A 23,400-nucleotide genomic window follows, 5' to 3' on the forward strand; every position below is an offset into this window, starting at 1 on the left:
TTATCAAGTTTTCGCGGCGGCCAGGCGAACCGGTTGGCCACGGGCGCTGGAATCAGCTGTTGCCGTGGATGCGAACCCGGCTCCGCAGCCGAAAGGTCAGGCGCCTGATCGCGAGCCGGGAACGCGTGGTGCCCACGGCATCGATGGGAAGAAGCGCGAGCCGAAGCAGATGCAGGGCTACAGCGTTTACCACCTGCGGGCAACGCCGGAGGCGGAGAAAGGGTTACGGCTTCCCCTTTTTCGCTCAGCCTCTGGCAGGCCCCGGAGCAGGCGCCAGCGACTCCGCCGACCGCACCTTCTCAGTGGGGAGAAGCACGAGCAGCAGTGTGGCAACCAGGAACGATGCGGCCAGCAGGTACAGGCCCTGGGTCACATTGCTCTCAGTGGCCTTCGCGCCGACGATGTAGGGCCCGATGAAGCCGCCCAGGTTCCCGACCGAGTTGATCAGCGCAATGCCTGTCGCGGCGGCCGCCTCAGTGAGCACCAGCTGGGGCAGCGCCCAGAAAGCTGCTATGTAGCCGAAGTTGCCGATGCTCACTACGCAGAGCAGCACAATCGCCAGCACCGGGTCGTGCCGAAAGAACGGGATCAGGAGCAGTCCCGCGGCCGCAGTCACCGTGCAGAACATGACGTGGTACTTGCGCTCGAGGGTCTTGTCGGAGTGCCAGCCGTTGACCAGCATGGCGATGCCGCCGATCACGAAGGGGATGGCCGCCAGGAGGCCCACTGTGGTGTTCGAGTACGAGGTGGACAGGCCCTTCACGATCTGGGGCAGGAAGAAATTGAGGCCGTAGATCCCGAGCACTATGCAGAGGTAGATAGCCGTCAGATGCAGGATGCGCGGGCTGAGCAGTGCCTGCCACTCGCTCAGGTGGTGGCGGCTCTGCTTCTCAGCCCGCTCGCGCGCCAGCTGATCCTCGAGCCAGCCCCGCTCTTCATCAGTGAGCCAGCGGGCATCGCGAGGCCTGTCGGTCAGGTAGAAGAACGTCACCACCCCGAAGATCACTGCCGGCAGCCCCTGGAGGATGAACACCCAGCGCCAGCTGTCCAGACCAGCCACGTGGACGTGGTCCAAGATCCAGCCGCCACTGGGTGCCCCGATGATGTAGGCGACCACCTGAGCGACCATGAACTGGGAGAAGGCCCGCGCCTGCTCCTTGGCAGGAAACCAGAGGGTGATGTAGAGCACCATGCCGGGGAAGAAGCCCGCTTCGGCCAGCCCCAGCACGAAGCGGGCGATGAGCAGATGGTTGAGATTCTGGACGAAGCCGGTGGCCATCGCCACCAAACCCCAGCTGATCAGTATCCGGGCAATCCACTTCCTCGCCCCAACGCGATAGAGGATGGCGTTGCTCGGGATCTCGAACAGGAAGTAGCCGATGAAGAAGATGCCGGAAACCAGGCCGAAGGCCGCCGCGGCGATGCCCAACGACTTGCCCATGTTGAGCTGTGCATAGCTCACGTTGACCCGGTCCAGATAAGCGATGACGTAGAGCAGAAAGATGTAGGGGATGATCCGCAGCCGCAGTTTTCGGATTGTGCTGGAAGCCAGCGGCAGGGTGTCGGCCTGACTCGTTAACGCGCTCATGTGCACTGCTCCAATTGGTGCCGGATGGCCGCCGTCGCCTGTGTGCAGTGGATCATAGGCCGGTACGCAGCCGCAGAGCCTGCTCCGGCCTCTCCAAGGAAGCACTGAGCGAGGGTTGGGAAGCAGCGCAGCCAACCCCACGTCTCGCAACGAACTAACGTTCTAAATCATGGGCTCCTCCCTCGACCTCTTTTCACCGCTCGCCGCCAGCTGGTTCCGAGGCTCTTTCGAGGCGCCAACCGAGGTGCAGGAGCGCGGTTGGCAGGCTGTCGCCTCGGGCCGTCACACGCTGATGACAGCACCGACCGGCAGCGGCAAGACTCTCGCCGCCTTCCTCTGGTGCCTCGACCGGCTGGCCGTGGAGCCGCGGCCTGCCGCCAAGGAGCGCTGCCGAGTGCTCTACGTCTCACCCCTCAAGGCACTGGCGGTGGATGTGGAGCGGAACCTTCGAGCACCTCTCGTCGGCCTTCAGCTGCAAGCCGAGCGCCTCGGCCTGCCGGTGCCTCAGATCGAGGTGGCGGTGCGCAGCGGTGACACGCCCGCCCAGGAGCGCCGGCTCATCTCGCGCACGCCGCCGGGTGTGCTGATCACCACGCCTGAATCGCTCTTTCTCATGCTGACCAGTGCGGCGCGGGAGGTGTTGAGCGGAGTCCGCTGGCTGATCCTGGACGAGATCCACTCGCTGGCCGGGAACAAGCGCGGAGCTCACCTGGCGCTCTCGCTCGAGCGGCTCTGCCGCATCACCGTCCAGCAGCCGCAGCGGATAGGGCTCTCCGCGACGCAGCGGCCGTTGGCCGAGATAGGTCGCTTCCTGGCGGGCACCGCTCGCCAAGTCGAGATAGTGGAGTCGAGCGCCCGCAAGACGCTGGAAGTAAGCGTCGAGGTGCCCGTCGAGGATATGGCGGAGTTGGACCGCGGGGCGCCAGGGGCGCCCGCCGAGCCGCCCAGCGGTCCCGCGGCGGCCTGGGCCGGCGAGCTGCCGGCGCCGCGCCGCTCGATCTGGCCCGCCATCTATCCCCGCCTGGTCGAGCTGGTCCAGCAACACCGCTCGACCATCATCTTCGTCAACTCGCGCAGGCTGGCCGAGCGGTTGGCCGCCCGGCTCAACGAGCAGGCTGGTTCGGAACTGGTGCTCGCGCACCACGGCTCGGTCGCGCGGGAGCAGAGGCTGCTGATCGAGGACCGGCTCAAGGCTGGCAACCTGCGCGGTCTCGTGGCCACCTCGTCGCTCGAGCTGGGCATCGACATGGGGGCTGTCGACCTCGTGGTCCAGGTGGAGGCGCCCCCCTCTGTCGCGGCCGGCATCCAGCGCATCGGCCGGGCAGGCCACTCAGTCGGCGCTATCTCCCGGGGCACAGTGTTCCCCAAGTTTCGAGGTGATCTGCTGGAGAGCGCCGCGGTGGTCGAAGGGATGCTCAGCGGGCGCATCGAGCGGACTGTCATCCCGCTGAATCCCCTGGACGTGCTGGCGCAGCAGGTGGTGGCCATGCTGGCTCTCGACGAGTGGGCTGTGGACGAGCTCTTCGATCTTGTGCGCCGGGCCTACCCCTTCCGCAGCCTGGGCCGCCGCTCTTTCGAGGCCGTGCTGGACATGCTGGCCGGCCGCTATCCCTCCGACGAGTTTGCCGAGCTCCGGCCGCGCATCGTCTGGGACCGGATCGAGGGGAAGCTGCGCGGCCGGGCCGGCGCCCAGCGCCTGGCGGTGACCAACGCCGGCACCATCCCCGACCGCGGCCTCTACACGGTCAGCCTGTTCGACGGTGGCGACACGGCGCCCACGGGCGCTGCCCCGGCCGGCCGCCAGACCTCACGCAAGATCGGTGAGCTGGACGAGGAGATGGTCTTCGAGACCAGGGTGGGCGAGACCATAGTGCTGGGTGCCTCCTCCTGGAAGGTGGTGGACATCACGGCCTCGCAGGTTCTGGTGTCGCCGGCGCCCGGCGAACCTGGCAAGATCTCGTTCTGGCACGGCGACTCGCTGTCGCGGCCGGTCGAGCTGGGCCGACAGCTGGGCAGCCTGATCCGAGAGCTGCGCAGCTCCTCAGCCGCGGACGCGGAAGCGCGGCTGCGCCGTTCCTCGGGCTTCGAGGGCGGCGCGGCCCGCAACCTCCTGACCTACCTTGACGATCAGGCGGCCGCCACGGGCGAGGTGCCTGACGATCGCACAGTGGTGGTGGAGCGCTTCCGCGATGAGATCGGCGACTGGCGGGTGTGCGTGCTCACCCCGTTCGGCGGCAAGGTGCACGCCCCCTGGGCCCTGGCTCTCCAGGCCAAGCTCTCGGAGCAGCGGGGGATCCAGGTGCAGACCATGTACACCGACGACGGGCTGGCCCTGCGCCTACCGGATGCCGACCGCCCACTCGACGTCGAGGAGGTGATGCTGGAGCCGGAGGAGCTGCAGGAGCTCGTAGCGGCCGAGTTGCCCGGCACCGCCATGTTCGCCTCCCGCTTCCGCGAGAACGCGGCCCGGGCACTGCTGCTGCCGCGCCGCCGGCCGGGTCAGCGCAGTCCACTCTGGCAGCAGCGACAACGCTCCGCCGACCTGCTCAAAGTGGCCAGCCGCTTCCCCGATTTTCCTCTGCTGGCCGAGACCTACCGCGAGTGCCTGGCGGATGTCTTCGATCTGGACGCGCTGCGGGAGCTGTTGAGTGGCATCCGCTCCCGGGCTGTCCGCGTAGTGAGCGTTGACAGCGAGCGGGCCTCCCCCTTCGCCTCCTCCCTGCTCTTCGACTACATAGGGCAGTTCATCTACGAGGGCGACGCCCCGCTGGCCGAGCGCCGGGCGCAAGCGCTCACTCTCGATCGAGAGCTGCTGGCCGAGCTGCTGGGCAGTGAAGAACTGCGCGAGATGCTGGACCCTCTGGCGGCTGAGCGGCTGGAGCTGGAGCTGCAGGGGCTGCTGTCCGAGCGCTGGCCCCGCGACATTGACGAGGCGCACGACCTGCTGGTGCGCCTGGGCGATCTGACTGAGGCGGAGCTGGCTTTCCGCGGCGTGAGCCGCGAATGGCTGACCGAGCTGCGCAACGCGCGTCGGGCGCTGCTGATCCGGCTGGGCGGCGAGGAGCGGTGGCTGGCGGCGGAGGACGCCGGCAGCTACCGGGACGCCTTCGGCAGCGCACTTCCAGGTGGCCTGCCCGAGGTCTATCTGGAGTCGCCGCCGGACGCTCTCGGCAGGCTGCTCCGGCGCTGGGCGCGCACCCATGTGCCCTTCTCGGCAGCTGCACCGGCTGCTCGCTGGGGCGTGCCCGAGGCTCGACTGGGGGAGGCGCTGGCGGTACTGGCGGCGCGCGGTGAGCTCATCTCGGGAGCCTTTCGCCCCATCTCCGCCGGCGCTGCGCCCAGCCTCGAGTTCTGCCACCCGGAAGTGCTGCGGACCCTGCGCCGCCGCTCGCTCGCCGCCCTGCGGCGGGAGGCGGAGGCAGTGCCGCCGAAAGTGCTGGCGGGCTTCCTGCCCGTCTGGCAGGGGGTCAACCCGGCCGGCCGCAGCTCCAGCGCGTCGCTGGAGCGCCTGCTGGAGGCGGTCGAGACCCTGCAGGGCGTCGCGCTGCCGGTCTCCGTCATAGAACGCGACGTACTGCCTGCTCGCCTCCCCGGTTACCGACCGGCGCTGCTCGACGAGCTGATCGCCATGGGTGAGGTGGCCTGGATCGGGCGCGGCGCGCTGGGCGTTGGAGATGGGCGGGTCTCGCTGTACCTCCGCAGTGAGGTCAACCGCCTGTTGCCGGAGATGGGTGAGCCGGCCGCCGGGGAGGTGGCCGAGATTGTGCGAGCGCACCTGCAAACTCGGGGCGCCTCGTTCTTCCGCGACCTCTACCACGCGGCGGGCAGCGGCTCGGAGGAGAGGGTGCTCGACGCGCTCTGGGACCTGGTTTGGGCCGGTGAGGTGACCAACGACACCTTCGCACCCCTGCGCTTTGCGGGACCGGCGGCCAAGCGCCGGCCGCTCGGACGCCGGCCGCCGCCGGTCCGATTGAACCAGCCTCGCGCCAGCGGCCGCTGGTCGCTGCTGAAGGAGCTGCGCGAGCCGGCCCCGACGGCTACGGAACGGCTGCTGAGCCAGGCGCAGGTCCTGCTTCGTCGCCACGGTGTGCTGACGCGCGAATCGGTCCTGGCGGAGGGCTGGAGCGGCGGCTTTGCAGCGCTCTATCCGGTTCTGCGCGCACTGGAGGAGGCAGGCAAGGCCAGGCGCGGCTACTTCGTGGCAGGCTTGGGCGGCTCTCAGTTCGCCCTGCCGGGGGCAGTCGACCGGCTGCGCGCCGGCCGTGACGAGCCCGGCCAGGTGGTGGCGCTGGCCGCCACTGACCCGGCTCAACCGTACGGCGCAGTGCTGCCCTGGCCGGCCGACGCCGTGGGTCGCATGGGCCGGGTGCCCGGCGCCTTCGTGGTGCTCTTTGGCGGCGAGCTGGTGCTGTTCTTGGAGCGTGGCGGCCGCTCACTGCTGACGCGCGGCCACATCACTGTCGACATGCTGGCCGCGCTGCTGCGGGTGGCGCTGAATTTGACCAAGGTCGAATTGCAGCGCGTGGATGGAGAGCCCGTGCGCCAGTCGAAGCTGGCACCGCTGCTGGGGGAAGCGGGTTTCGGTCCCAGCCCCCGCGGCCTGGTCGTCTGGAAGCACTGAGCCGCCGGTGCCCGAAGGCGACACCATCTGGCGCACCGCGGCCGCACTCCGGCGCAGCCTGCTCGGCCAGACAGTGGTCGCCGCCCGGCCGGCCGCTCTGGAGCGGCTCAGCGGCTCTGTGCTGGAGGACGTTCATCCCGTCGGCAAGCACCTGCTTCTGCGGTTCAGCGGCGGCTGGACGCTGCATTCCCATATGCGTCTCTTCGGCTCATGGCATCTGTACCGGCCGGGCGAGCGCTGGCGGAAGAGTGCCCGGGCCGCCCGCGCCGTGCTTGAATTCGGTGACTGGCTGGCAGTCTGCTTCTCGGCTCCGCTGGTCGAGCTGACCCAGCAGCCGCTGGCGGGTATCGCCCATCTCGGGCCTGACATCCTGGCCGCCGACGTGAGCTGGGAGCAGATCACGAGACGAGCACGAGCGCTCGGGCCCGTCCCGCTGGGGGAGCTGCTGCTGGATCAGCGCGTCTGCTGCGGCATCGGCAACGTCTACAAGTGCGAGGCGCTCTGGACGCTGGGGTTGGATCCGTGGCTCAGGAGTGACGCGCTGACGGACGAGCGCCTGACCCAGCTCTTCATCACCGCTCGGCAGGCGATGCAGGCCAACTTGAGCGGCGGTTTCGAGCGGCGCTTCGAAAGCGGCCGCTCCCGCGCTGTGCATGGCCGGCGGAGCCGGCCCTGTCCCCGCTGTGGCACCGCCGTGGCTACGCGGCAGCAGGGTGAGCAGGCGCGCTGGACGTACTTCTGCCCTACCTGTCAGAGGACTGCAGCGTCCGCGTCCTGACCTAGGTCTGGTGTCCTAGGCGTAGTCGAAGCCGACCACGTCGACTCGTTTCGCGCTCGTGAGGTGGCCGGAGCCGCCGACGTAACTGCCGGACGTCGGGGCGACGTCGCCGTAGTCCTTGCCCACCGCCACGGTGACGTAGCGGATTCCCGTCGGCCGTCCGTGGGTGGGGTCGAAGCCGTAGGCGGCCGCCGGACCCGCTCCCAAGGACGGCACCAGCGCCTCCACCCAGGCGTGGGTGCCGCCCTCGCCCAGAAGGTGGCCAGAGACGTAGCGGGCGGGCAGCCTGAGCAGCCGGCAGAGCGCCAGCATCACGTGGGTGTAGTCCTGACATACGCCCGAGCCTCGCACCAGCGCCTCCTCGGCCGAGGTATGGATCCCTGTGACTCCCGGCCGGTAGTCGAGCGCTTCCCTGACGCAGCGATTGATCCGGTCCGCCAGCTCCAGCCCGGCCAGCCCCTCCCGAGCCAGTTCGCCTGCCATTCGGCGCAGTCGTGGACCCGGTTCAGTGAGGCCGGCCGGGGTGAGCAAACCCCTGTCCTTGAGCCAGCGCGGCGCCACCTCGGCCGACTGGAGCCGGCGCTCGTCGTCGACGCTGCGCTCGACGACGATTCGAGCCTCGAAATCGACTGCTGAGTCGACCTCTGGAAAGCGGATCTCGACCACGGAGTTGCCGTACCTGTCTGACCTCCGAGTAAGGCGGCCGGCCTCGGGCATGAACCGGAGGTGACTCATCAGCGTCCGCTGGTCTCCGTGCTGGTCGGGAGGCACCACTATCAGCCGGTGGCGCAGCCGCCGGATGGGCGACTCGTACTCGTAGCGGAAGGCCTGCCTGACCAGATAACGCGCGCGGACCAGCCGGTCCCAGTCGAGGTCGCTCTGATCCACCAGACCCGGGATCAGGTCCTGCGCCATCTTCTGCTGACGTCGTCTCATAGGTCGGCTGTGCTCACGTTGGCGGTGCCGTCGTTGGCGGCCCCGTCGTTGGGGTCCCCGCGAAATCGACAGATTTCGTGGGGTTGAGATCGGCCCATACCTCAAGGCTCTTGAACGCCGCCGGTCCCCAGGTGGTGACCATCGAAACGTCGGCGGCGTCGCGCCCGCGCCCGATCACGACCCGGCCGACCCGCCGGCAGTTGTTGCGGGGATCGAACGTCCACCAGCGATCGCCCAGATACACCTCCGCCCAGGCGGCGAAGTCCATGGGTGCGTCAGGCGGCTCGACATAGATATCCGGGAGGTAGCCGAAAACGTAGCGGGCGGGGATGTTCAGAGCCCTGCAGAAGGTGATGAAGAGGTGCGTGAAGTCCCGGCAGACGCCCTCCTTACGCTCGAAGGCGTCCACAGCCGTGGTCAGCCGGTCGCTGGCGCCGTACCGGAACGCCAGGTGGCCGTTGACCCAGTCCGAGATCGCCTGGGCCCGCGACCAGCCGGGAGTCGTCGTCCCGAAGAGCTCCCAGGCGGTCCCCATCAGTGCGTCGGACAGGCAGTACCGGCTGGGCAGCAGGAAGTGGGTCACCTCGCCCGGCAGCGCTTCCACCGGGCTCTGGCCGGCGTCCTCCGCCAGTTCGTCCGCCAGGTCAGGCACCTCAACCCGGGCGTCGTAGCGGAAACGGGCGCGTCCCAGCCCGAGCACAGCTCGGCGGTTCAGGTTGCCATAGAGATCGGTGAAAGCTGCTATCTCGGCCTCTGGCTCGAGCTCCGAGGTCTCCTCGAGAACCCGCGGCGACTCGCCCCTGCGGGCGGCCACCTGGATCAGAGCGAAGCTGGATGCGGGAACGTCGAAGGTGAAGACGCAGCCGACGCGGAGTCGGAGATTGGGTCTCACGGTCTTGGTGAAAATACACGGAAGGCGCAGGGGCAGGAGCCTGTGCGATCCACACCACGCAGTCTGGATAGGGTTTGGATGAAGTGCCCAGCCGGCCTCGATCGGCCGGCTGACTAGACTTCGGCTGCGTGGGGATTTCGAGCGCCGTTCGGCCCTACGACGAGATGCTCGAAGAGAGCGGCCGCCCCCGGGCAGTGTACCGCCGGCTGCATCGAACCCTGCTTCGGGCCGGCCGCTCGGACCTGGCGCGCCGTCACCGCCTCGCGCAGCGGGCTTTCAGGGATCACGGCATCACCTTCACTGTCTCGCAGCGAAAGGTAGGCATCGAGAGGATCTTTCCTTTCGACTTGATCCCCCGGATCATCGATCCGCCCCAGTGGTCTCGGATCGAAGCAGGCCTGAAGCAGCGGGTGACAGCACTCAACCATTTCCTGGAGGACGTCTACGGCGAGCAACGGATCCTCCGCCAGGGTGTGGTGCCGGCTGAGATCGTGCTCTCGTCGGCCGGATTCCGGCGGGAGCTGGTCGGGCTCAGCGCCCCCCACGGAGTGCGCTGCCATGTCGCCGGAGTCGACCTGGTCCTGGACCACAAGGGCGAGGTCCACGTGCTGGAGGACAACCTGCGCACGCCCTCCGGCATCTCCTACGTGCTGGCCAACCGCCAGGTGCTGAAGCGGATCTACCCGGAGCTGTTCGTCGGCCACGACGTGCTGCCGGTGGACGGGTACACCCATCAGCTGCTCCAAAACCTGCGCTGGCTCGCCCCCGGCCGGGTCGACGAGCCGACTGTCGTGCTGCTGACTCCGGGCATCTTCAACTCGGCCTATTTCGAGCACCTGTTCCTCGCCAAGCAGATGGGCATAGAACTGGTCGAGGGCTCGGACCTGGTGGTCGACCAGGACCACGTTTTCATGCGCACCACCGCCGGCCTGCGCCCTGTGCACGTCATTTACCGGCGGGTCGACGACGACTTTCTGGATCCCGTGACCGGCCGCACCGACAGCGTGATAGGGGTGCCGGGGCTGGTCAACGCCTACCGAGCCGGGAAGGTCTCGATCGCCAACGGCCTGGGCAACGCCGTCGCCGACGACAAGGCTGTGTACGCCCTGGTTCCCCAGCTCATCCGCTACTACCTGGGCGAGGAGGCCATCCTGCCCAATGTGCCCACCTACCTCTGCGCCCGCCAGCAGGAACGCACCTATGTGCTGGAGCACCTGCACGAGCTGGTGGTCAAGACGGTGGGGGAGTCAGGCGGCCATGGGATGCTGATCGGACCAGCCTCCACCGCCGGCCAGCGAGAGCGGATGCGGCGGCGGATCCAGGCTCGGCCGCGCGACTTCGTGGCCCAGCCGGTGGTGTCCCTGTCGGTCCAGCCGGCCCTGTTCGACGGAGCTCTCGCGAGCCGGCACCAGGACCTGCGACCGTTCGTGCTGACCGGCCGGGAGGTCTCGGTCACTCCGGGCGGCCTGACCCGGGTCGCGCTGCGGGCCGGCTCGCTGGTGGTCAACAGCTCTCAGGGCGGTGGCAGCCGAGACACCTGGGTGCTGGGTTCCCCGGGGGCGCGGGATGCCGCTGCTGAGTAGGGTCGCCACCACTCTCTACGTGTTCGGCCGCGAGTTGGAATCGGCCGAGCACCTGGCCCGGATTCTGCGGGTTCACTCGGAGATGTCGCTCGACCGCTCACAGCCGCGTCCTAGCCGTTTCTGGCCGGCCTTCCTGGAGCTGGCGGGGTGGCCGGCGACCCGCTCGGCGCGGCGTGAGAAGGCGATCGGGCTGGCTCTCGGCGACACCGCCGGTCCCTCCCTCGCGCGCTCGGTGGAGGCCGCCCGGCAGGCGGCTCAGGCGGTCAGGCCTTCGTTGTCGACCGAGGTCTTCGAGCAGGTCAACCTGCTCTACTGGCGACTCCGCGAGACCGGCTGGGAAGGCGGCCTCTACGACCACCTGCACCAGGTGGAACTGACAGCGCAGCTGATCGGCGGCCTGATCGACGACACCATGGCCCACGACGAGGCATGGAACTTCGTGCGGCTGGGCAAGTTCTTCGTCCGGGCAGCCGGCGTGACCCGGCTGGTCGTGCGCAAAGGCATCGAGCTGGCCCGCGCCGGCGATGACGCGGTCGCCTGGAGCAGTGTGCTGCGTTGCTGCAGCTCCTTCGAGGCCTACCAGATCCGCCGTCCGGCCGTGACCAGGGCCGAGGCCATCAGCTTCCTCCTCTTCGATCGAGCCTGCCCGCGATCCGCTGGGTTCAGCGTCGCGGAATCACTGCTGACTGTCAGGCGCATTGACGGAGCGGAGTCGGGAAGACCCCCCCACCGTGCGCTCGGCCAGCTCGCAGCCCTTTTTGAGTACGCGGACCCGGCCGAGGTGGTCAGGGCGCCGGCAGCGTTCGGAAGCCGGGTCGATCGCCTCGCCGGCGAGGTGGCGCGGGCGCTGCGGGAGGCCTACTTCCAGCCGATCGAAGTCGCCAACTGGGTGATTGAGGGACTGAGCCGCCAGCCCCAACAGCAGCAACAGGCCTAGCAGCTGATTTGCGCTTCGAGATCGCTCACACCACTCGATACAGGTACAGCGCCCCGATCCGCGAGGCCCATACCGAGGTCCGGCTTCGGCCAACCGACGAGATGGGCCAGCGAGTGCTCCGCCACCGCCTCGAGGTGCGCCCGGAGGCTCCTGTCGGCGCTTACACCGACGGCTTCGGCAACCGGGTGCAGTACTTCGATCTGCTGGCGCCCCACGATCACCTCGAGATCGTGAGCCGGGCGGTGGTTGAGACAGGCGTCCAGCAAACGACCCATCCCCCAGACGTTTTCCCCCACGACCTCTTACTCTTCCGGCCGCCAGTGGTCCAAGGCGCGGCGCTGCGCCGGGTCGCCGGTCGGCTGGGCTCCTTCGACGCATCGGCTCCAGCTGAGGTTCAGGCGGCCGCGGACCGGTTGCGCGAGCTGATCGCTCGCAGCTTCACCTACAGCCCCGCCTCGACCACAGTCACGACTGCCACCGATGAGGTGGTCCGACTGAAGCGCGGTGTCTGCCAGGACTTCGCCCATCTCTTCATTGCCGTCTCGCGCATGCTCGGTCTGCCCGCCCGCTACGTCAGCGGCTACGTCTACTCCGGCTCAGGGGAACCGACGGTGGGCGCCTCCCACGCCTGGGCCGACATACTGGTCCCCGAGAAGGGCTGGCTGCCCTTTGATGCCACCCACTCAGGGCTGGATTCGGATCGCTACGTGCGGCTGGCAGTCGGTCGTGATTACCGCGACGCCGCTCCGACGCGCGGCGTCTTCGTGGGCTCGGCCCGCAGCGATATGGAGATCAAGGTCGAGACCCGGCCGCTCGGCGGCGGGTGATGTTCGGGCGGCGACCACCACAGGTCCCGCGTCCGCGGTGAAGCCCCGGTTAGCCTGAGCGGATGAGCTCAGCCGGCTGGTTCGATGGGGTCAAAGACCTCACCCTGGCCCTGGTCAGGACCCCCAGCGTCAATGGCAGCGCGGACGAGGTGCGCTTCGCCGGACGGCTCCGCGACATCATCGCTCAGGACGGCTTCCCGACCCATCACGGTGATGAGCTGCGCGTGGTCCCCATCCCTGGCGATCCGTGGCGGCGGTCGAACGTGATCGGGTTGGTTCGGGGCGAGGGCCGCCGCACAGTTCTGCTCTGCGGCCACTACGACGTCGTCAGCACCGCCAACTATGGCGAGCTGGAGCCCTGGGCGTGCGACCCTGAGGCCCTGGCGCCCAGGCTGATCGAAGCTCTCGCCGGCGCGCCACCTGGCACGCTCGAGGCGCTGGCCCTGACCGACCTGCAGAGCGGTGACTTCCTGCCGGGCCGCGGCGCTCTGGACATGAAGAGCGGGCTGGCGGCCGGCATTGCTGTGCTCCGGCACTTCGCGAGTGAACGCCCGCCGGGGAATCTGCTGCTCCTCGCCACCCCTGACGAGGAGGTCAACTCGGCTGGCATGAGAGCCGCGCGAGAAATGCTTCCCGAGCTCGCCCGCGAATGGGAGCTTGAGCTCACCTGCGCTGTCAACGTTGATTCCGAGTCCGACCACGGCGATGGCGGCCAGGGGCGCTCGATCTTTCTCGGCAGCGTCGGCAAGCTGCTGCCCTTTGTTCATGTTGTGGGTAGGGAGAGTCATGCCGGCGAACCGCTGGGCGGCGTGAGCGCGACGCTGCTCGCGGCGGAGGTGGTGCGCAGCCTGGAGTGGAGTCCTGACCTGGTCGAGGGCCAGGGAGCGGAGGCTTCGCCATTGCCTGCGCTGCTCAAGGTGGCGGACACGAAGGGCGCCTACGACGTGACCACGCCTGCCGCAGTCTGGCTCTACCTGAACGTCTTGAGTCACACCCGGCGACCGTCCGAGGTTCTTGACTGGGCGCGAAGCAAGGTCGAGCGGTCCCTGCAGAAGGGCTTGCAGGAGGCGGCGAGTCGCGCCGCCGCGTACGCCCGCCTCACAGGCACAACCGTCGTGTCGTTCGAGTCGCAGCCCTTGGTGCTGACCTATAGCGAGCTTTACGCCCGAGCTGGCGGCCTATCAGCTCACGCGGCAGATTGGGGCCAGCTGCGCAGCCTGACGGAGCAGCCTGGCCTGGACGGCCCCGAGCGCTCCCGCAGAATGGTCGAGTTCCTCTGGCAGCGCAGCGGCCTCGTCGGCCCGGGGGCTGTGGTTGGTTTTGCATCGCTTGCCTACCCAGCGGCGAGTCTGGAGGCGAGTTCGGCAGGCCCGTTTGCAGGTCGGTTTCGGGAGATCGTGGATCGGGAGGCCAGAGCGGCAGGGGAATGGAGCGGCAGCACTGTCAAACTGCGCGGGTACTTTCCGGGCGTGTCCGACATGAGCTTTTTGGCCTACGGCTTCACAGACGCTGACGTGGCAGTTCTGGCCGAGAACACGCCCGCCTGGGACCTGGGCCTGGCGCAGCCCAAGTCAGGGGATTTCGCGCTGCCGGTGGTGAACATCGGCCCTTGGGGCCGCGACCCCCATCTGCGGCTGGAGCGGGTCCACGCCCGCTACGCTTTCGAAACCGTCCCCGAGCTGGTCTGGCGCGTGGCCCTGGCGGCGCTGGCGGGCTGAAAGGTGGCGTCGCCGAAGGGAGCCGACTGGAGCCGGCGACGGCCGGCCCAGCTCTCAATCGGGTCTACAGGTCTCTTACTTGGGGCAGGTGTTGAGCCAGCAGTAGTAGAACGGTGTCTGGTCGTGGCCGGCGCTCACCTCGTTCTCCGCCTTGCGCTTCCAGTCCTGGATCAGCGAGTTGTTCGGATACAGGTTGTCAGCCTGAGTGAACCACTTGTCGGCCAGCTTGTAGTGCTTCTGGTCATACTCGTCGAAACCCTTCTCCAGGTCGTTGGTGGTGGGGCTCGACTTGGCGGAGGTGCCTGACTTGCTGAGGAACTCTTTCGCCACTCCTGTGGGCACTGCAAAGTTCAGACCCTGCACCTCCTGGCCGGTGGTGGGATCGATGGAACCGAAGGTGAGCAGCCCTACCACCTCGCCCTTGCTGTTCAGGACCGGGCCCCCGGAGTTGCCGTGGGTGGTCGCCGCATCGGTCTGGATTGCGCTCCAGCCGCCCTCCAGCTGCTTACGGCCGGAGACGCTGCCTGTGGTCAGTGTGGGATCGACGGGCTGGTCAGCCTTCAGCGCCGGGTTCAGCAGTACGGCGCCGGGATAGCCGATCACGTACAGCTTTTCACCGGTTTGCAGGCTGGAGTCGTCGCCCAGTGGCAAGGTGGGCACGTTGTGCTGACCCTCCATCTTGAGGACCGCCACATCCTTGCCCGGTACCGGGGTCCCATTGGTGACGACGTCCGCGACAACGCCGCCGCTGGGGCTCAGCTGTTTGCCGTTGGAGAAAGTCAGGATCTTGCTGTCGATCTTGCCGATCTGGGCGTACTTGAGCGCCCAGTTCAGGACCTGCTTGAAGAAGGCCGCTTGGAGGTTGGCGGGAATGCTGCTGGAGCTGCCAACTGAGGCGGCGACAGCGGTGGCGAGCTGGTCCAGCGCTTGGTTGATCAAAGCCGGCTTCACCTGATCGTCGCCCGGAGCCGCCACATGGGCGTTGGTCAGGAGGATGCCGTCCGGCGAGATGACGAAGCCGGAGCCGAGGAAACCTGTCTGCTCGGCGAACTGCGCGACGTTGGCAGGGTTCGGATCCGGCGTGACGTAGTCGAAGAAGTGAGCGGTCAGCTCGGTGTAGGCAGCGGCATTCACTGCGGCAGCGTTGTTGGGATCGAGCTGGCCGGCATCCACCAGAGCCTGCAGTTTGCTCACTAGAACAGCCTTGGCGGCCGGGCTGACATAGGTGTCGGGAACAGTCACGGGGCCGCTGAACTGCGCGTAGATCTGCATTACCGCCGGGCTCGACTGAGCGAAGAGCCGAGTTGCTGAGAGATCCTTAGGCCCGCTTTGGTTCGAGCCGCCGCAGGCGGCAGCGAGGCCGAGCACGAAGACAACCAGGAGGGCTCGGGTCGCGCGGGCACGCCCCGTCGAGGGCCAGCTGGCGCCCGGGGCTTGCTTCATCGTCGACGGTCTGACACTCACAGCTCAACTCTCCTTGACTGGCAGGCCAGATCGGCGACCGCCACTAGCGAAGTGTCACGGTCACCCAGGCTTTGATCGCATTGTCGCGCATATAGGGCGCGCTTGGCCGCGGTAAACGATGGCATCCGTGACTCCCCGTGATAAACGTCTGGATCAGGTCACCAAAAGCCTCTCTCAAGCCCGGCGCCAGGCCAACCGTGCCAACCCCCAAAGCCTCGGCGCTTTAGCGCAGGATGCGCGTGTGCCAGCACGCCTCAGTACGTTTGGCAGCTTCCATGCCCGCTGGTCCCGACTCACCGCTCGCTGACGCCGCCCGGCTGCTGGCCGGCGCAAGGCGCGGCGTGGCATTCACCGGTGCGGGGGTTTCCGCCGAAAGCGGCATCACTACCTTCCGCGGCGAGGGAGGCCTGTGGACCAAGTACGACCCCGTCCAGACCGCATCGCTGGCTGGGTTTCTGGCCGACCCGGCGGTCTACTGGCGGGTGTCACGGGATCGCTGGCAGACCTATCGACGGGCAGAGCCCAACCCGGCGCATCTGGCCCTGGCCGCGCTGGAGGCGTCGGGTCACCTGACAGCCATTGTCACCCAGAACACCGACGGACTCCACCGGCGGGCCGGCTCCCGACACATAGTGGAGCTGCACGGCGAGGGTGGCAGGGTGCGCTGCCTGAGCTGTGGCTCGGAGGAGCCGAGAGCCGAGGTCCAGGCTCGGCTTTCGTCGGAGCTGCCCCCGCTCTGCCGGCGGTGCGGCGGCCGGCACCTGAAGCCGACGGTTGTGTTCTTCGGCGAGGGCCTACCGGCGGCCGCCCTCAGCGCCGCCATCGAGCTTGCCGGCACCTGCGACCTGCTGCTGATAGTGGGCAGCTCGCTGACTGTCAACCCGGCGGCGATGCTGCCAGATCTGGCCCTGAGGCGCGGCGTGCCGGTGCTGATCGTCAACCCTGAGCCCACACCGCTGGACAGCCGGGCTGACGCTGTGCTGAGCGGCCCGGCCGGCTTGATCCTGCCTGAGCTGATGCGGTTGGTCACGGCGAGTGGAGACAGCTCTCCAGTTTTGTAGAAGTGACGTCAGGACTCTCACCCGGGGGAGCGCGGGCGCAGGTGAACAACGTCGCCGGCCACTATCCGGCGGCCGGCCACTATCAGCGCACCATCAGCATCTATGGCCTCCGCGACTCCCTCCACCGCACCTTCTGCCAGCTCCACTCGAACCATCTCGCCCAGCGTGTCGGAGCGAGCCCGCCAGGCCTCCAGCACCGCCGCGTCGGTCGCGGCGAACCAGCGCGGCAGCTGGGAGATCAGCTCCTGCAGCAGGTCGTCTCGTGACACGTCGAGGCGCGCGGCGCCAGGGGGCGCCCAGCTGAGATTGACCCCCACCCCGACCACGCAGTGATCGCCGCGCCGCTCGGCCAGGATTCCGGCCAGCTTGCGGCCCTGGAGCAGGAGGTCGTTGGGCCACTTGAGGCGGACCTCAGGTCCGCACGCGGAGGCTGCGGCGACACCTGCCGCGAGACTGGCCAGTGAGCGCGCGGGCAGGACGAAGGAGGCGAGCAGCGCAGTGCCCGGGGGGGCCTCCCAGCGCCTGTCTCGCCGCCCTCTGCCGAGCGTCTGCTCGTCAGTCACGACCACGGTGCCCAGTGCCATGCCGCGCGCGACGTCCTGGGTGGAGGTGGTGCGGCTGAGCCTGACGATGTTCACTCAGGTGACTCTAGAACGGGCGACCGATCTCAGCGGCTGCTTTGGGCACCTGAGGGCCTCCCCCCTAAGCTAAGAAGTGCATGGCGGGTACTTCCTGGGACAAGCAGGGCCAGCTGGAGCAGGCGTTCGAGATAGTCGCTCCCGCTATCCGCCGGTCGGCGCAGCAGCACGGCCTCCGGCTGCAGGAGTACTTTCGGGACGACCCGGTCTGGCGGCTCTCCCGCGGCGAATCCTCCGTTGACGTGGCCTGGGACGAGGCGGAGCCCGAGCAGTACGCGGTGAGCGCCCTCTGGTGGGAGGGTGACAAACTGCAGCGGCACGAGGCCGGGGTCTTTACGCGCGATCGGTCTCCCGACGAGCTGGAAGCGCTCGTCAGCGAAGCTGTCGCCAGGCTGCCTCAATGAAGCTGCATCGCGCCATCACGCTGGTGGTGATGATCGTGGCCTCGCTGCTCCTGCTGGTGGTCTCGGTGGCCTTCGGCGCCGCCAGCCTCGGGCCGGGCAGCCTCACAGCCCTGCTGGTGGTGGTGGTCGCCGCGGCGATCGCCGGCATCGCCTTCAGCTGGAAGCGGTACTTCCCTCGCCGGCCATGAGCCATCAGCTCAAGATCGGCTGGAAAGCTTCGGCCGAGCAGTTCGGACCGCGTCAGCTGCTGGACTATGCGGTTCTGGCTGAGGAGCTGGGCTACGACAGCGTCTGGGTCTCTGACCACTACCAGCCCTGGCGCCACACCAACGGCCACGCGCCGTTCTCGCTCGCCTGGCTGGGCGCGCTTGCGGTCTCCACGCAGCGGATCGAGATGGGCACCAGCGTGCTCACTCCAACGTTCCGCTATCACCCCTCGATCATCGCCCAGGCCTTCGCCACGCTCGGCGTTCTGGCGCCCGGCCGCGTGATCCTGGGCGTGGGCACCGGCGAGTCGATGAACGAGGTGCCAGTCATCGGCATCGAGTGGCCTGAGTTTCGCGAGCGCTTCCGCCGCCTGAGCGAGGCGACCAAGCTGATCCGCAAGCTCTGGAGTGAGGACTTCGTCGAGTTCGAGGGCGAGTACTACAGAGTGCGCGGCGCCACCGTCTACGACAGGCCCCAGGAGATGGTGAAGATCTACGTTGGCGCTTCGGGCGAGGTCGCCGCACGCTTTGCCGGACGGCAGGCGGACGGATTCATCTGCACATCCGGCAAGGGGGCTGGGCTTTACAGCGAAAAACTGCTCCCAGCCGTTGCCGAAGGTGCCCGCGCGGCGGGTCGCGACTTCGAGGCGATCGAGAAGACCATCGAGCTGAAGGTGTCCTTCGACAGTGACCGGCAGCGGGCGCTGAGCGACACCCGGATCTGGGCGGCGCTGGCGCTGCCGGCGGAGGACAAGGCCAACGTTCACAATCCTCGCGAGATGGAGAAGCTGGCGGCCAAAGTCGAGCATCCGGAGAAGCGCTGGCTGGTGTCGGCGGATCCTGACGAGCACGTGGAGCAGCTGCGACCCTATCTGGAGCTCGGCTTCACGCACCTGATCTTCCACGCTCCAGGTGACGATCAGGCTCGCTTTTTGAAGCTCTACTCGGAGCAGGTGGTGCCCCGCCTGCGCGCCCGCTGGGGGTGAGCGGCTCGCCCGAAACCGTCTGGGCGGTGGTTCTGATCAAGGACTTCGGGTCCGCGAAAGAGCGGCTGAGCGCCGCTCTGCCCAGCGGAGAACGGCGGGAGCTGGCGCGGCGCAACGCCAAGCTTGCCCTGGCAGCGGCTGGCGCGGCAAGTCACGTTCTGGCCGTCTGCGGGGGCCTCGAGGCTGCGGAGCTGGCGCGTCTTGCCGGGGTGGAAGTGCTGCTGGAAGCGCGGCCAGCCGGCCAGAATCCGGCCGCCCGGCTCGGCATCGACTTCGCCCGCCAGCGCGGTGCCGGGGCAGTGCTTTTGCTCTCCAGCGACCTGCCCCTGATCCGACCCGACGACATCGCCGAGCTGCTCGCCCGGGCCCGGACCCTGGGCGAGCCAGCGGTGCTGGCCGCGCCGGCGACCGGCCGGGGCGGCACCAACGCCCTCTATCTCTGCCCACCAGACGCGATCGACCTGCACTTCGGCGACGACTCGCTGCCTAAGTTCCAGGCTGATGCCGATCGGCGTGGCGTCGCGTTCGCGCTGTTCGAGTCACCGGCGCTGGCGCTGGACCTTGACGAACCCGCCGACCTGGCTCAGCTGGACGAGCCCGGAATTGGGGCTCGCTCTTGAGGCGGCTCGAGGTCCTGGGCGTGGAGGGACTGCCCGAGGTGCTGCCCGGCGACGATCTCGCCGGGCTCATCCTGGCTCGGTGTTCTTTGCAGGAGCGAGATGTGGTGGTGGTCGCCCAGAAGGTGGTTTCCAAGGCGGAGGGCCGGCTGCGCCATCTGCCCGAGGTGCGGCCGGGTCCAGAGGCGCTCGATTACGCCCGCCAGCTTGCCGGCGACGCGCGCCTGCTCCAGGTGATCCTGGACGAGAGTGTCCGCGTGGTGCGGGCCGAGCGCGTTCTGATAGTGGAAACGAAGCACGGCTTCGTCTGCGCCAATGCGGGAGTCGACCACTCGAACGTGCCGGGCGAGGAGACTGTGGTGCTCCTGCCCGAAGACTCGGACCGCAGCGCGGCTGAGCTGTGCCTGCGACTCTGCCAAGCCAGCGGAGTCCGAGTGGGCGTCATAGTCGCCGACACCTTCGGCAGGGCTTGGCGCATGGGCATCGCCAACGTCGCGCTGGGGGTGGCAGGCCTGCCGGGGCTGATCGACCACCGCGGCAAGCCCGACGACTTCGGCCATGAGCTCCAGGCGACTGTGATCGCGGTGGCGGATGAGCTGGCTGGGGCAGCCGAGCTGGTGATGGGCAAGACCGATAGGATTCCCGTCGCGATAGTCCGCGGCTGGCGGGCTGACGCACCTGACAACACCGGCCGGGACCTGATCCGCCCGGCCGAGCTCGACCTCTTCCGATGAGCGGACCAAGAGTTGTGCTGCTCGCCGGCGGCACCGGGGGCGCCAAGCTGGCTGTAGGGCTCCAGGCTGAGCTGCCGGATCAGCACCTGATAGTCATCGCCAACACCGCCGATGACGTGGATCTCTGGGGTCTTCGCATCTCCCCCGACCTGGACTCGGTGCTCTTCCGGCTGGCCGGCATCTTCAACGAAGAGGCCGGCTTCGGGGTGGTCGAGGAGACGTTCAACACCCACTCGCAGATGAAGCTGCTGGGCGCCCCAGACTGGTTCTGGCTGGGCGACCGGGACCTCGCCTTCCACCTGATCCGCAGCGAGCTGCTGCGGTCGGGGCGCCGGCCGAGCGAGGTGTCGCTGGAACTGGGCCGCCGGCTGGGGCTCTTGAGCCAGGTGCTGCCGATGTCGGACGAGGAGGTGCGGACCGTCTTCGAGACGAAGCAAGGTCGGCTTGGCTTTCAGGAGTACTTCGTGCGCGAGAAGCTCCGCCCGGAGATGTTGGGTTACGTCTTCGAGGGGGCTGCGGCCGCGCGGCCCTCGCCGGAGGCGGCGGCGGCCCTGGCAGCTGCTCAACTGGTCATCATCGGCCCCTCCAACCCGCTGATCAGCATCGGCCCCTTACTGGAGGTGCTCGGTTCGCACCTGGAGCGGGAGCGCACGGTGGCGGTCTCGCCGCTGGTGGGCGGCCGGGCACTGAAGGGACCCACTGCCGAGATGTTGATCAAAGCCCGCGGAGCTGCTACCCCGGAGGTGGTCGCGCGGGAATACGCAAGGGTGGCGGGCGGATTCGTGCTCGATAAGGTGGATAGCGACTGCGCCGCGCACATAGCTGCGCTCGGCTACAGGGTCGCGATCACCGACACGCTAATGCCAGACAGGGAGGCCGCCAGGCGACTGGCGAGGGAGATCTTGGGCGCATGGACGAGCTGAGGCGTCAGGCGGCGGCTCTGGACGCGGACGTGCTGACCTTCCTGCTCAGCCCCTCCCAGCCGCTGGAGCCTCTGCTGGAAGCCGCTCACCGGTTGGCGGTTGAAGGCCACGGCCACCGCATCTCCTATTCGCCCAAGGTCTTCCTGCCACTGACGCAGCTCTGCCGCGACAACTGTGGCTACTGCACGTTCGCCAAGCCGCCCCGGCCGGGCGCGCGGGCCTACATGACTGAGGAGGAGATCCTGGGTCTGGCTCGGGCCGCCGCCCAAGCCGGTTGCTCGGAAGCGCTGTTCACGCTGGGCGACAAGCCCGAGCGACGCTACGCGGTCGCCCGCCAAGAGCTGCGCGGGCTCGGCTTTGAGACGACTGTGCAGTACCTGGCGCACATAGCCGGCCGCGTGCTGGAAGAGACGGGCCTGCTGCCGCACCTCAACCCGGGGGTCGTGAGCCGGGAGGAGATGAGAGAGCTGCGAGCTGTCAGCGCGAGTCAGGGCCTGATGCTGGAGCAGCTCTCGCCGCGACTGCTGGAGCGCGGCCAGGCGCACTGGGCGAGTCCCGACAAGAAGCCGGCGGCACGCCTCCAAAACATCCGCTGGGCGGGCGAGCTGAACGTGCCCTACACGACAGGTTTCCTGATCGGCATCGGGGAAACGCTGCGCGAGCGGGCGGCGACGATCGCCGCTCTGGCTCAGGAGGCGCAGGCGGAGCACGTGCAGGAGCTCATAGTGCAGAACTTCCGGGCCAAGCCGGGCACTCTCATGGCGGCGGCGCGTGAGCCGGGCATGGAGGAGCTGCTGCGCGCGGTGGCTGTGACCAGGCTGGCCGCCGGACCGCGCGTCAATGTGCAGGCGCCGCCCAACCTTGCGCCTGACGATTACGCGCTGCTCGCCCGGGCCGGCATCAACGACTGGGGCGGCGTCTCACCGCTGACCATGGACTACGTCAACCCGGAGGCGCCCTGGCCCCAGCTGCGCTTTCTGGAGCAGGCGACCCGAGCGGCCGGTTCGCAGCTGGTGGCGCGGCTCAGCGCCTACCCCGAGTACATCGCAGATCTCGACAGAGCCCAGCGCTGGCTCGATCCGCGCGTCATGCGCCACCTGCTCCGGGCGGCGGATGGCGAGGGGCTCCTGCGCAACTCTCACTGGTGGCCGGCGGCCCAGATTCCGACCCCGGCCGTTCACGCTCCGACGCCGCTGCGGCCGGCGGTCGCCGCCGCCCTGCGGCGAGCGGAGCTCGGCGAGGTGCTGAGCGAGAGGGAGATCGAGACGCTTTTCACCGCCCGGGGTGAGGAGGTGGATGCGGTCGCCCGCCTGGCTGACGACGTCCGCCGTGAGGTCAACGGGGACACCGTGACCTACGTCATCACGCGCAACATCAACTACACGAACATCTGCTACTTTCGCTGCCAGTTCTGCGCTTTCAGCAAGGGCAAGATGTCCGAGAACCTGCGCGGCAAGCCTGAGCTGCTAAGTGTCCGCGAGGTGGTCGACCGCTGCCATGAGGCGGTGGCGCGCGGCGCCACCGAGGTCTGCATGCAGGGAGGCATCCATCCCAGCTTCACGGGCGACTTCTACGTCGATCTGCTCAGGGCGATCAAGCAGGAGCTGCCCGAACTGCATGTGCACGCCTACTCGCCGCTGGAGGTGTTCCAGGGCGCGCAGACCGCTGACAGGTCGATCGCCGAGCAGCTGCGGCTGCTGCGGGAGGCGGGGCTGGGCACGCTGCCCGGCACGGCGGCGGAGATCCTGGATGACCGCGTCCGCCGCTGGCTCTGCCCCGACAAGCTGAACACCGCTCAGTGGGCGGAGGTGGTGAAGGAGGCGCACCGGCAGGGTCTGCGCACCACCAGCACCATCATGTTCGGCGCCTGCGACGGCCCCGAACACTGGGCCCGACACCTGATGGTGCTGCGGGACATCCAGATGGAGACCGGTGGTTTCACCGAGTTCGTGCCGCTGCCCTTCGTCCACATGGAGGCGCCCATGTACCTGAAGGGCCGCTCGCGCCGCGGCCCCACCTGGGAAGAGGTGGTCAAGATGCACGCGGTGGCCCGGCTGGCGCTGCGCGGCTTCATCGACAACATCCAGGTGAGCTGGGTCAAGTGCGGCCTGGACGGCTGCCGGGAGATCCTGCAGGCAGGCGCCAACGACCTGGGCGGCACGCTGATGAACGAGTCGATCTCGCGCGCGGCGGGCGCGTCCCACGGCCAGGAGGTGACGCCGGCCGAGATGCAGGCGACGATCCGCTCCATCGGCCGCCTCCCCGCCCGCCGCACGACCACCTACAGAATCCTGGAGCGCTTCGACCAGGTCGCCTGAGGAGGCAACCAGCTGGTACTTGACGGGTCCGCTGCGCGGACCTATGGTGCCCATGTGGAGGCCGGGCAGCGAAAGGGGGCCGGTTTGTGATTCGTCGGTCCCGGTTCGAGCAGATGGGTACTCGGCTCAAGACTCAGTGCACCGCTGCGAAGAAGTGGCTGCATCTCAA

19 protein-coding genes are annotated in these 23,400 nt (G+C 68.3%); 14 read left to right on the forward strand and 5 right to left on the reverse strand.

Annotation, left to right across the window (positions count from 1 at the left end):
* Positions 1-244 precede the first annotated feature (244 nt).
* Positions 245-1,588, reverse strand: coding sequence for an MFS transporter (locus tag ACR2MZ_RS12885; protein WP_434005440.1), 1,344 nt, complete (start codon positions 1,586-1,588; stop codon positions 245-247).
* A gap of 169 nt (positions 1,589-1,757) precedes the next feature.
* Between ACR2MZ_RS12885 and ACR2MZ_RS12890 the strand changes: the two genes are divergently transcribed.
* Together ACR2MZ_RS12890 and ACR2MZ_RS12895 are read left to right on the forward strand one after the other, a co-directional pair.
* Complete coding sequence (locus ACR2MZ_RS12890) at positions 1,758-6,209, forward strand: Lhr family helicase (protein WP_434005441.1); 4,452 nt, start codon at positions 1,758-1,760, stop codon at positions 6,207-6,209.
* 7 nt (positions 6,210-6,216) lie between these two features.
* A complete protein-coding gene (locus ACR2MZ_RS12895) occupies positions 6,217-6,987 on the forward strand; it encodes a DNA-formamidopyrimidine glycosylase family protein (RefSeq protein ID WP_434005442.1) in 771 nt (256 codons plus the stop codon).
* A gap of 15 nt (positions 6,988-7,002) precedes the next feature.
* Here the strand turns inward: ACR2MZ_RS12895 and ACR2MZ_RS12900 are convergent, their stop codons facing one another.
* Positions 7,003-7,923: a transglutaminase family protein gene (locus ACR2MZ_RS12900; RefSeq protein WP_434005443.1), complete on the reverse strand. Its 921-nt coding sequence runs from the start codon at positions 7,921-7,923 to the stop codon at positions 7,003-7,005.
* Positions 7,924-7,936: 13 nt separating this feature from the next.
* Entirely contained in the window at positions 7,937-8,815 is an 879-nt protein-coding gene (locus ACR2MZ_RS12905; RefSeq protein WP_434005444.1) for a transglutaminase-like domain-containing protein, read from the reverse strand.
* 128 nt (positions 8,816-8,943) lie between these two features.
* On the opposite strand from ACR2MZ_RS12905, the gene ACR2MZ_RS12910 reads away from it, so the two are divergent.
* The 4 genes from ACR2MZ_RS12910 to ACR2MZ_RS12925 all read left to right on the forward strand — a co-directional run bounded on the left by ACR2MZ_RS12910 (position 8,944) and on the right by ACR2MZ_RS12925 (position 13,880).
* Positions 8,944-10,398: a circularly permuted type 2 ATP-grasp protein gene (locus ACR2MZ_RS12910; protein WP_434005445.1), complete on the forward strand. Its 1,455-nt coding sequence runs from the start codon at positions 8,944-8,946 to the stop codon at positions 10,396-10,398.
* Positions 10,382-11,335 (forward strand): alpha-E domain-containing protein, encoded by a 954-nt coding sequence (locus tag ACR2MZ_RS12915; protein WP_434005446.1) that lies wholly within the window; start codon positions 10,382-10,384, stop codon positions 11,333-11,335. Before ACR2MZ_RS12910 ends, ACR2MZ_RS12915 begins: the two co-directional genes overlap by 17 nt.
* An 8-nt stretch (positions 11,336-11,343) precedes the next feature.
* Positions 11,344-12,162, forward strand: coding sequence for a transglutaminase family protein (locus ACR2MZ_RS12920; protein WP_434005447.1), 819 nt, complete (start codon positions 11,344-11,346; stop codon positions 12,160-12,162).
* 62 nt (positions 12,163-12,224) lie between these two features.
* Entirely contained in the window at positions 12,225-13,880 is a 1,656-nt protein-coding gene (locus tag ACR2MZ_RS12925) for a M20/M25/M40 family metallo-hydrolase (RefSeq protein ID WP_434005448.1), read from the forward strand.
* Between the two features lie 75 nt (positions 13,881-13,955).
* On the opposite strand, the gene ACR2MZ_RS12930 is transcribed toward ACR2MZ_RS12925, so the two are convergent.
* Positions 13,956-15,344, reverse strand: coding sequence for a S1C family serine protease (locus ACR2MZ_RS12930; RefSeq protein ID WP_434005449.1), 1,389 nt, complete (start codon positions 15,342-15,344; stop codon positions 13,956-13,958).
* A gap of 275 nt (positions 15,345-15,619) precedes the next feature.
* Between ACR2MZ_RS12930 and ACR2MZ_RS12935 the strand changes: the two genes are divergently transcribed.
* Positions 15,620-16,405 carry an SIR2 family NAD-dependent protein deacylase gene (locus ACR2MZ_RS12935; RefSeq protein WP_434005450.1) on the forward strand — a complete coding sequence of 262 codons (786 nt, stop codon included), beginning with the start codon at positions 15,620-15,622 and terminating at the stop codon, positions 16,403-16,405.
* Between the two features lie 17 nt (positions 16,406-16,422).
* Here ACR2MZ_RS12935 and ACR2MZ_RS12940 read toward each other — a convergent pair whose 3' ends face one another.
* Entirely contained in the window at positions 16,423-17,043 is a 621-nt protein-coding gene (locus tag ACR2MZ_RS12940) for a biotin--[acetyl-CoA-carboxylase] ligase (protein ID WP_434005451.1), read from the reverse strand.
* Positions 17,044-17,123: 80 nt separating this feature from the next.
* Between ACR2MZ_RS12940 and ACR2MZ_RS12945 the strand changes: the two genes are divergently transcribed.
* Genes ACR2MZ_RS12945 through cofH form a run of 7 tightly spaced genes read left to right on the forward strand, consistent with a single transcriptional unit; the run spans position 17,124 to position 23,231 of the window.
* A complete protein-coding gene (locus tag ACR2MZ_RS12945) occupies positions 17,124-17,447 on the forward strand; it encodes a hypothetical protein (protein ID WP_434005452.1) in 324 nt (107 codons plus the stop codon).
* Positions 17,444-17,635, forward strand: coding sequence for a hypothetical protein (locus tag ACR2MZ_RS12950; RefSeq protein ID WP_434005453.1), 192 nt, complete (start codon positions 17,444-17,446; stop codon positions 17,633-17,635). The genes ACR2MZ_RS12945 and ACR2MZ_RS12950 overlap by 4 nt, the downstream gene beginning before the upstream one ends.
* Positions 17,632-18,639: a glucose-6-phosphate dehydrogenase (coenzyme-F420) gene (gene fgd / locus ACR2MZ_RS12955; protein ID WP_434005454.1), complete on the forward strand. Its 1,008-nt coding sequence runs from the start codon at positions 17,632-17,634 to the stop codon at positions 18,637-18,639. The genes ACR2MZ_RS12950 and fgd overlap by 4 nt, the downstream gene beginning before the upstream one ends.
* On the forward strand, positions 18,636-19,259 hold the full coding sequence (gene cofC, locus ACR2MZ_RS12960) for a 2-phospho-L-lactate guanylyltransferase (RefSeq protein WP_434005455.1): 624 nt from the start codon (positions 18,636-18,638) through the stop codon (positions 19,257-19,259). The genes fgd and cofC overlap by 4 nt, the downstream gene beginning before the upstream one ends.
* Positions 19,256-19,990: a coenzyme F420-0:L-glutamate ligase gene (gene cofE, locus ACR2MZ_RS12965; RefSeq protein ID WP_434005456.1), complete on the forward strand. Its 735-nt coding sequence runs from the start codon at positions 19,256-19,258 to the stop codon at positions 19,988-19,990. The genes cofC and cofE overlap by 4 nt, the downstream gene beginning before the upstream one ends.
* Positions 19,987-20,913, forward strand: a complete 927-nt coding sequence (cofD, locus tag ACR2MZ_RS12970; protein WP_434005457.1) for a 2-phospho-L-lactate transferase — start codon at positions 19,987-19,989, stop codon at positions 20,911-20,913. The genes cofE and cofD overlap by 4 nt, the downstream gene beginning before the upstream one ends.
* Complete coding sequence (cofH, locus tag ACR2MZ_RS12975; RefSeq protein WP_434005458.1) at positions 20,901-23,231, forward strand: 5-amino-6-(D-ribitylamino)uracil--L-tyrosine 4-hydroxyphenyl transferase CofH; 2,331 nt, start codon at positions 20,901-20,903, stop codon at positions 23,229-23,231. The genes cofD and cofH overlap by 13 nt, the downstream gene beginning before the upstream one ends.
* Positions 23,232-23,400 lie beyond the last annotated feature (169 nt).

Source organism: Candidatus Dormiibacter sp. (assembly GCF_050999135.1).
Lineage (GTDB): Bacteria > Chloroflexota > Dormibacteria > Dormibacterales > Dormibacteraceae > Dormiibacter > Dormiibacter spiritus.

Coding starts and splice junctions, on each gene's coding strand:
- ACR2MZ_RS12900 (WP_434005443.1), bottom strand. CDS start 7,923: ATGAGACGACGTCAGCAGAAGATGGCGCAGGACCTGATCCCGGGTCTG.
- cofD (WP_434005457.1), top strand. CDS start 19,987: ATGAGCGGACCAAGAGTTGTGCTGCTCGCCGGCGGCACCGGGGGCGCC.
- ACR2MZ_RS12925 (WP_434005448.1), top strand. CDS start 12,225: ATGAGCTCAGCCGGCTGGTTCGATGGGGTCAAAGACCTCACCCTGGCC.
- ACR2MZ_RS12950 (WP_434005453.1), top strand. CDS start 17,444: ATGAAGCTGCATCGCGCCATCACGCTGGTGGTGATGATCGTGGCCTCG.
- cofH (WP_434005458.1), top strand. CDS start 20,901: ATGGACGAGCTGAGGCGTCAGGCGGCGGCTCTGGACGCGGACGTGCTG.
- ACR2MZ_RS12935 (WP_434005450.1), top strand. CDS start 15,620: ATGCCCGCTGGTCCCGACTCACCGCTCGCTGACGCCGCCCGGCTGCTG.
- fgd (WP_434005454.1), top strand. CDS start 17,632: ATGAGCCATCAGCTCAAGATCGGCTGGAAAGCTTCGGCCGAGCAGTTC.
- ACR2MZ_RS12945 (WP_434005452.1), top strand. CDS start 17,124: ATGGCGGGTACTTCCTGGGACAAGCAGGGCCAGCTGGAGCAGGCGTTC.
- ACR2MZ_RS12915 (WP_434005446.1), top strand. CDS start 10,382: ATGCCGCTGCTGAGTAGGGTCGCCACCACTCTCTACGTGTTCGGCCGC.
- ACR2MZ_RS12890 (WP_434005441.1), top strand. CDS start 1,758: ATGGGCTCCTCCCTCGACCTCTTTTCACCGCTCGCCGCCAGCTGGTTC.
- ACR2MZ_RS12885 (WP_434005440.1), bottom strand. CDS start 1,588: ATGAGCGCGTTAACGAGTCAGGCCGACACCCTGCCGCTGGCTTCCAGC.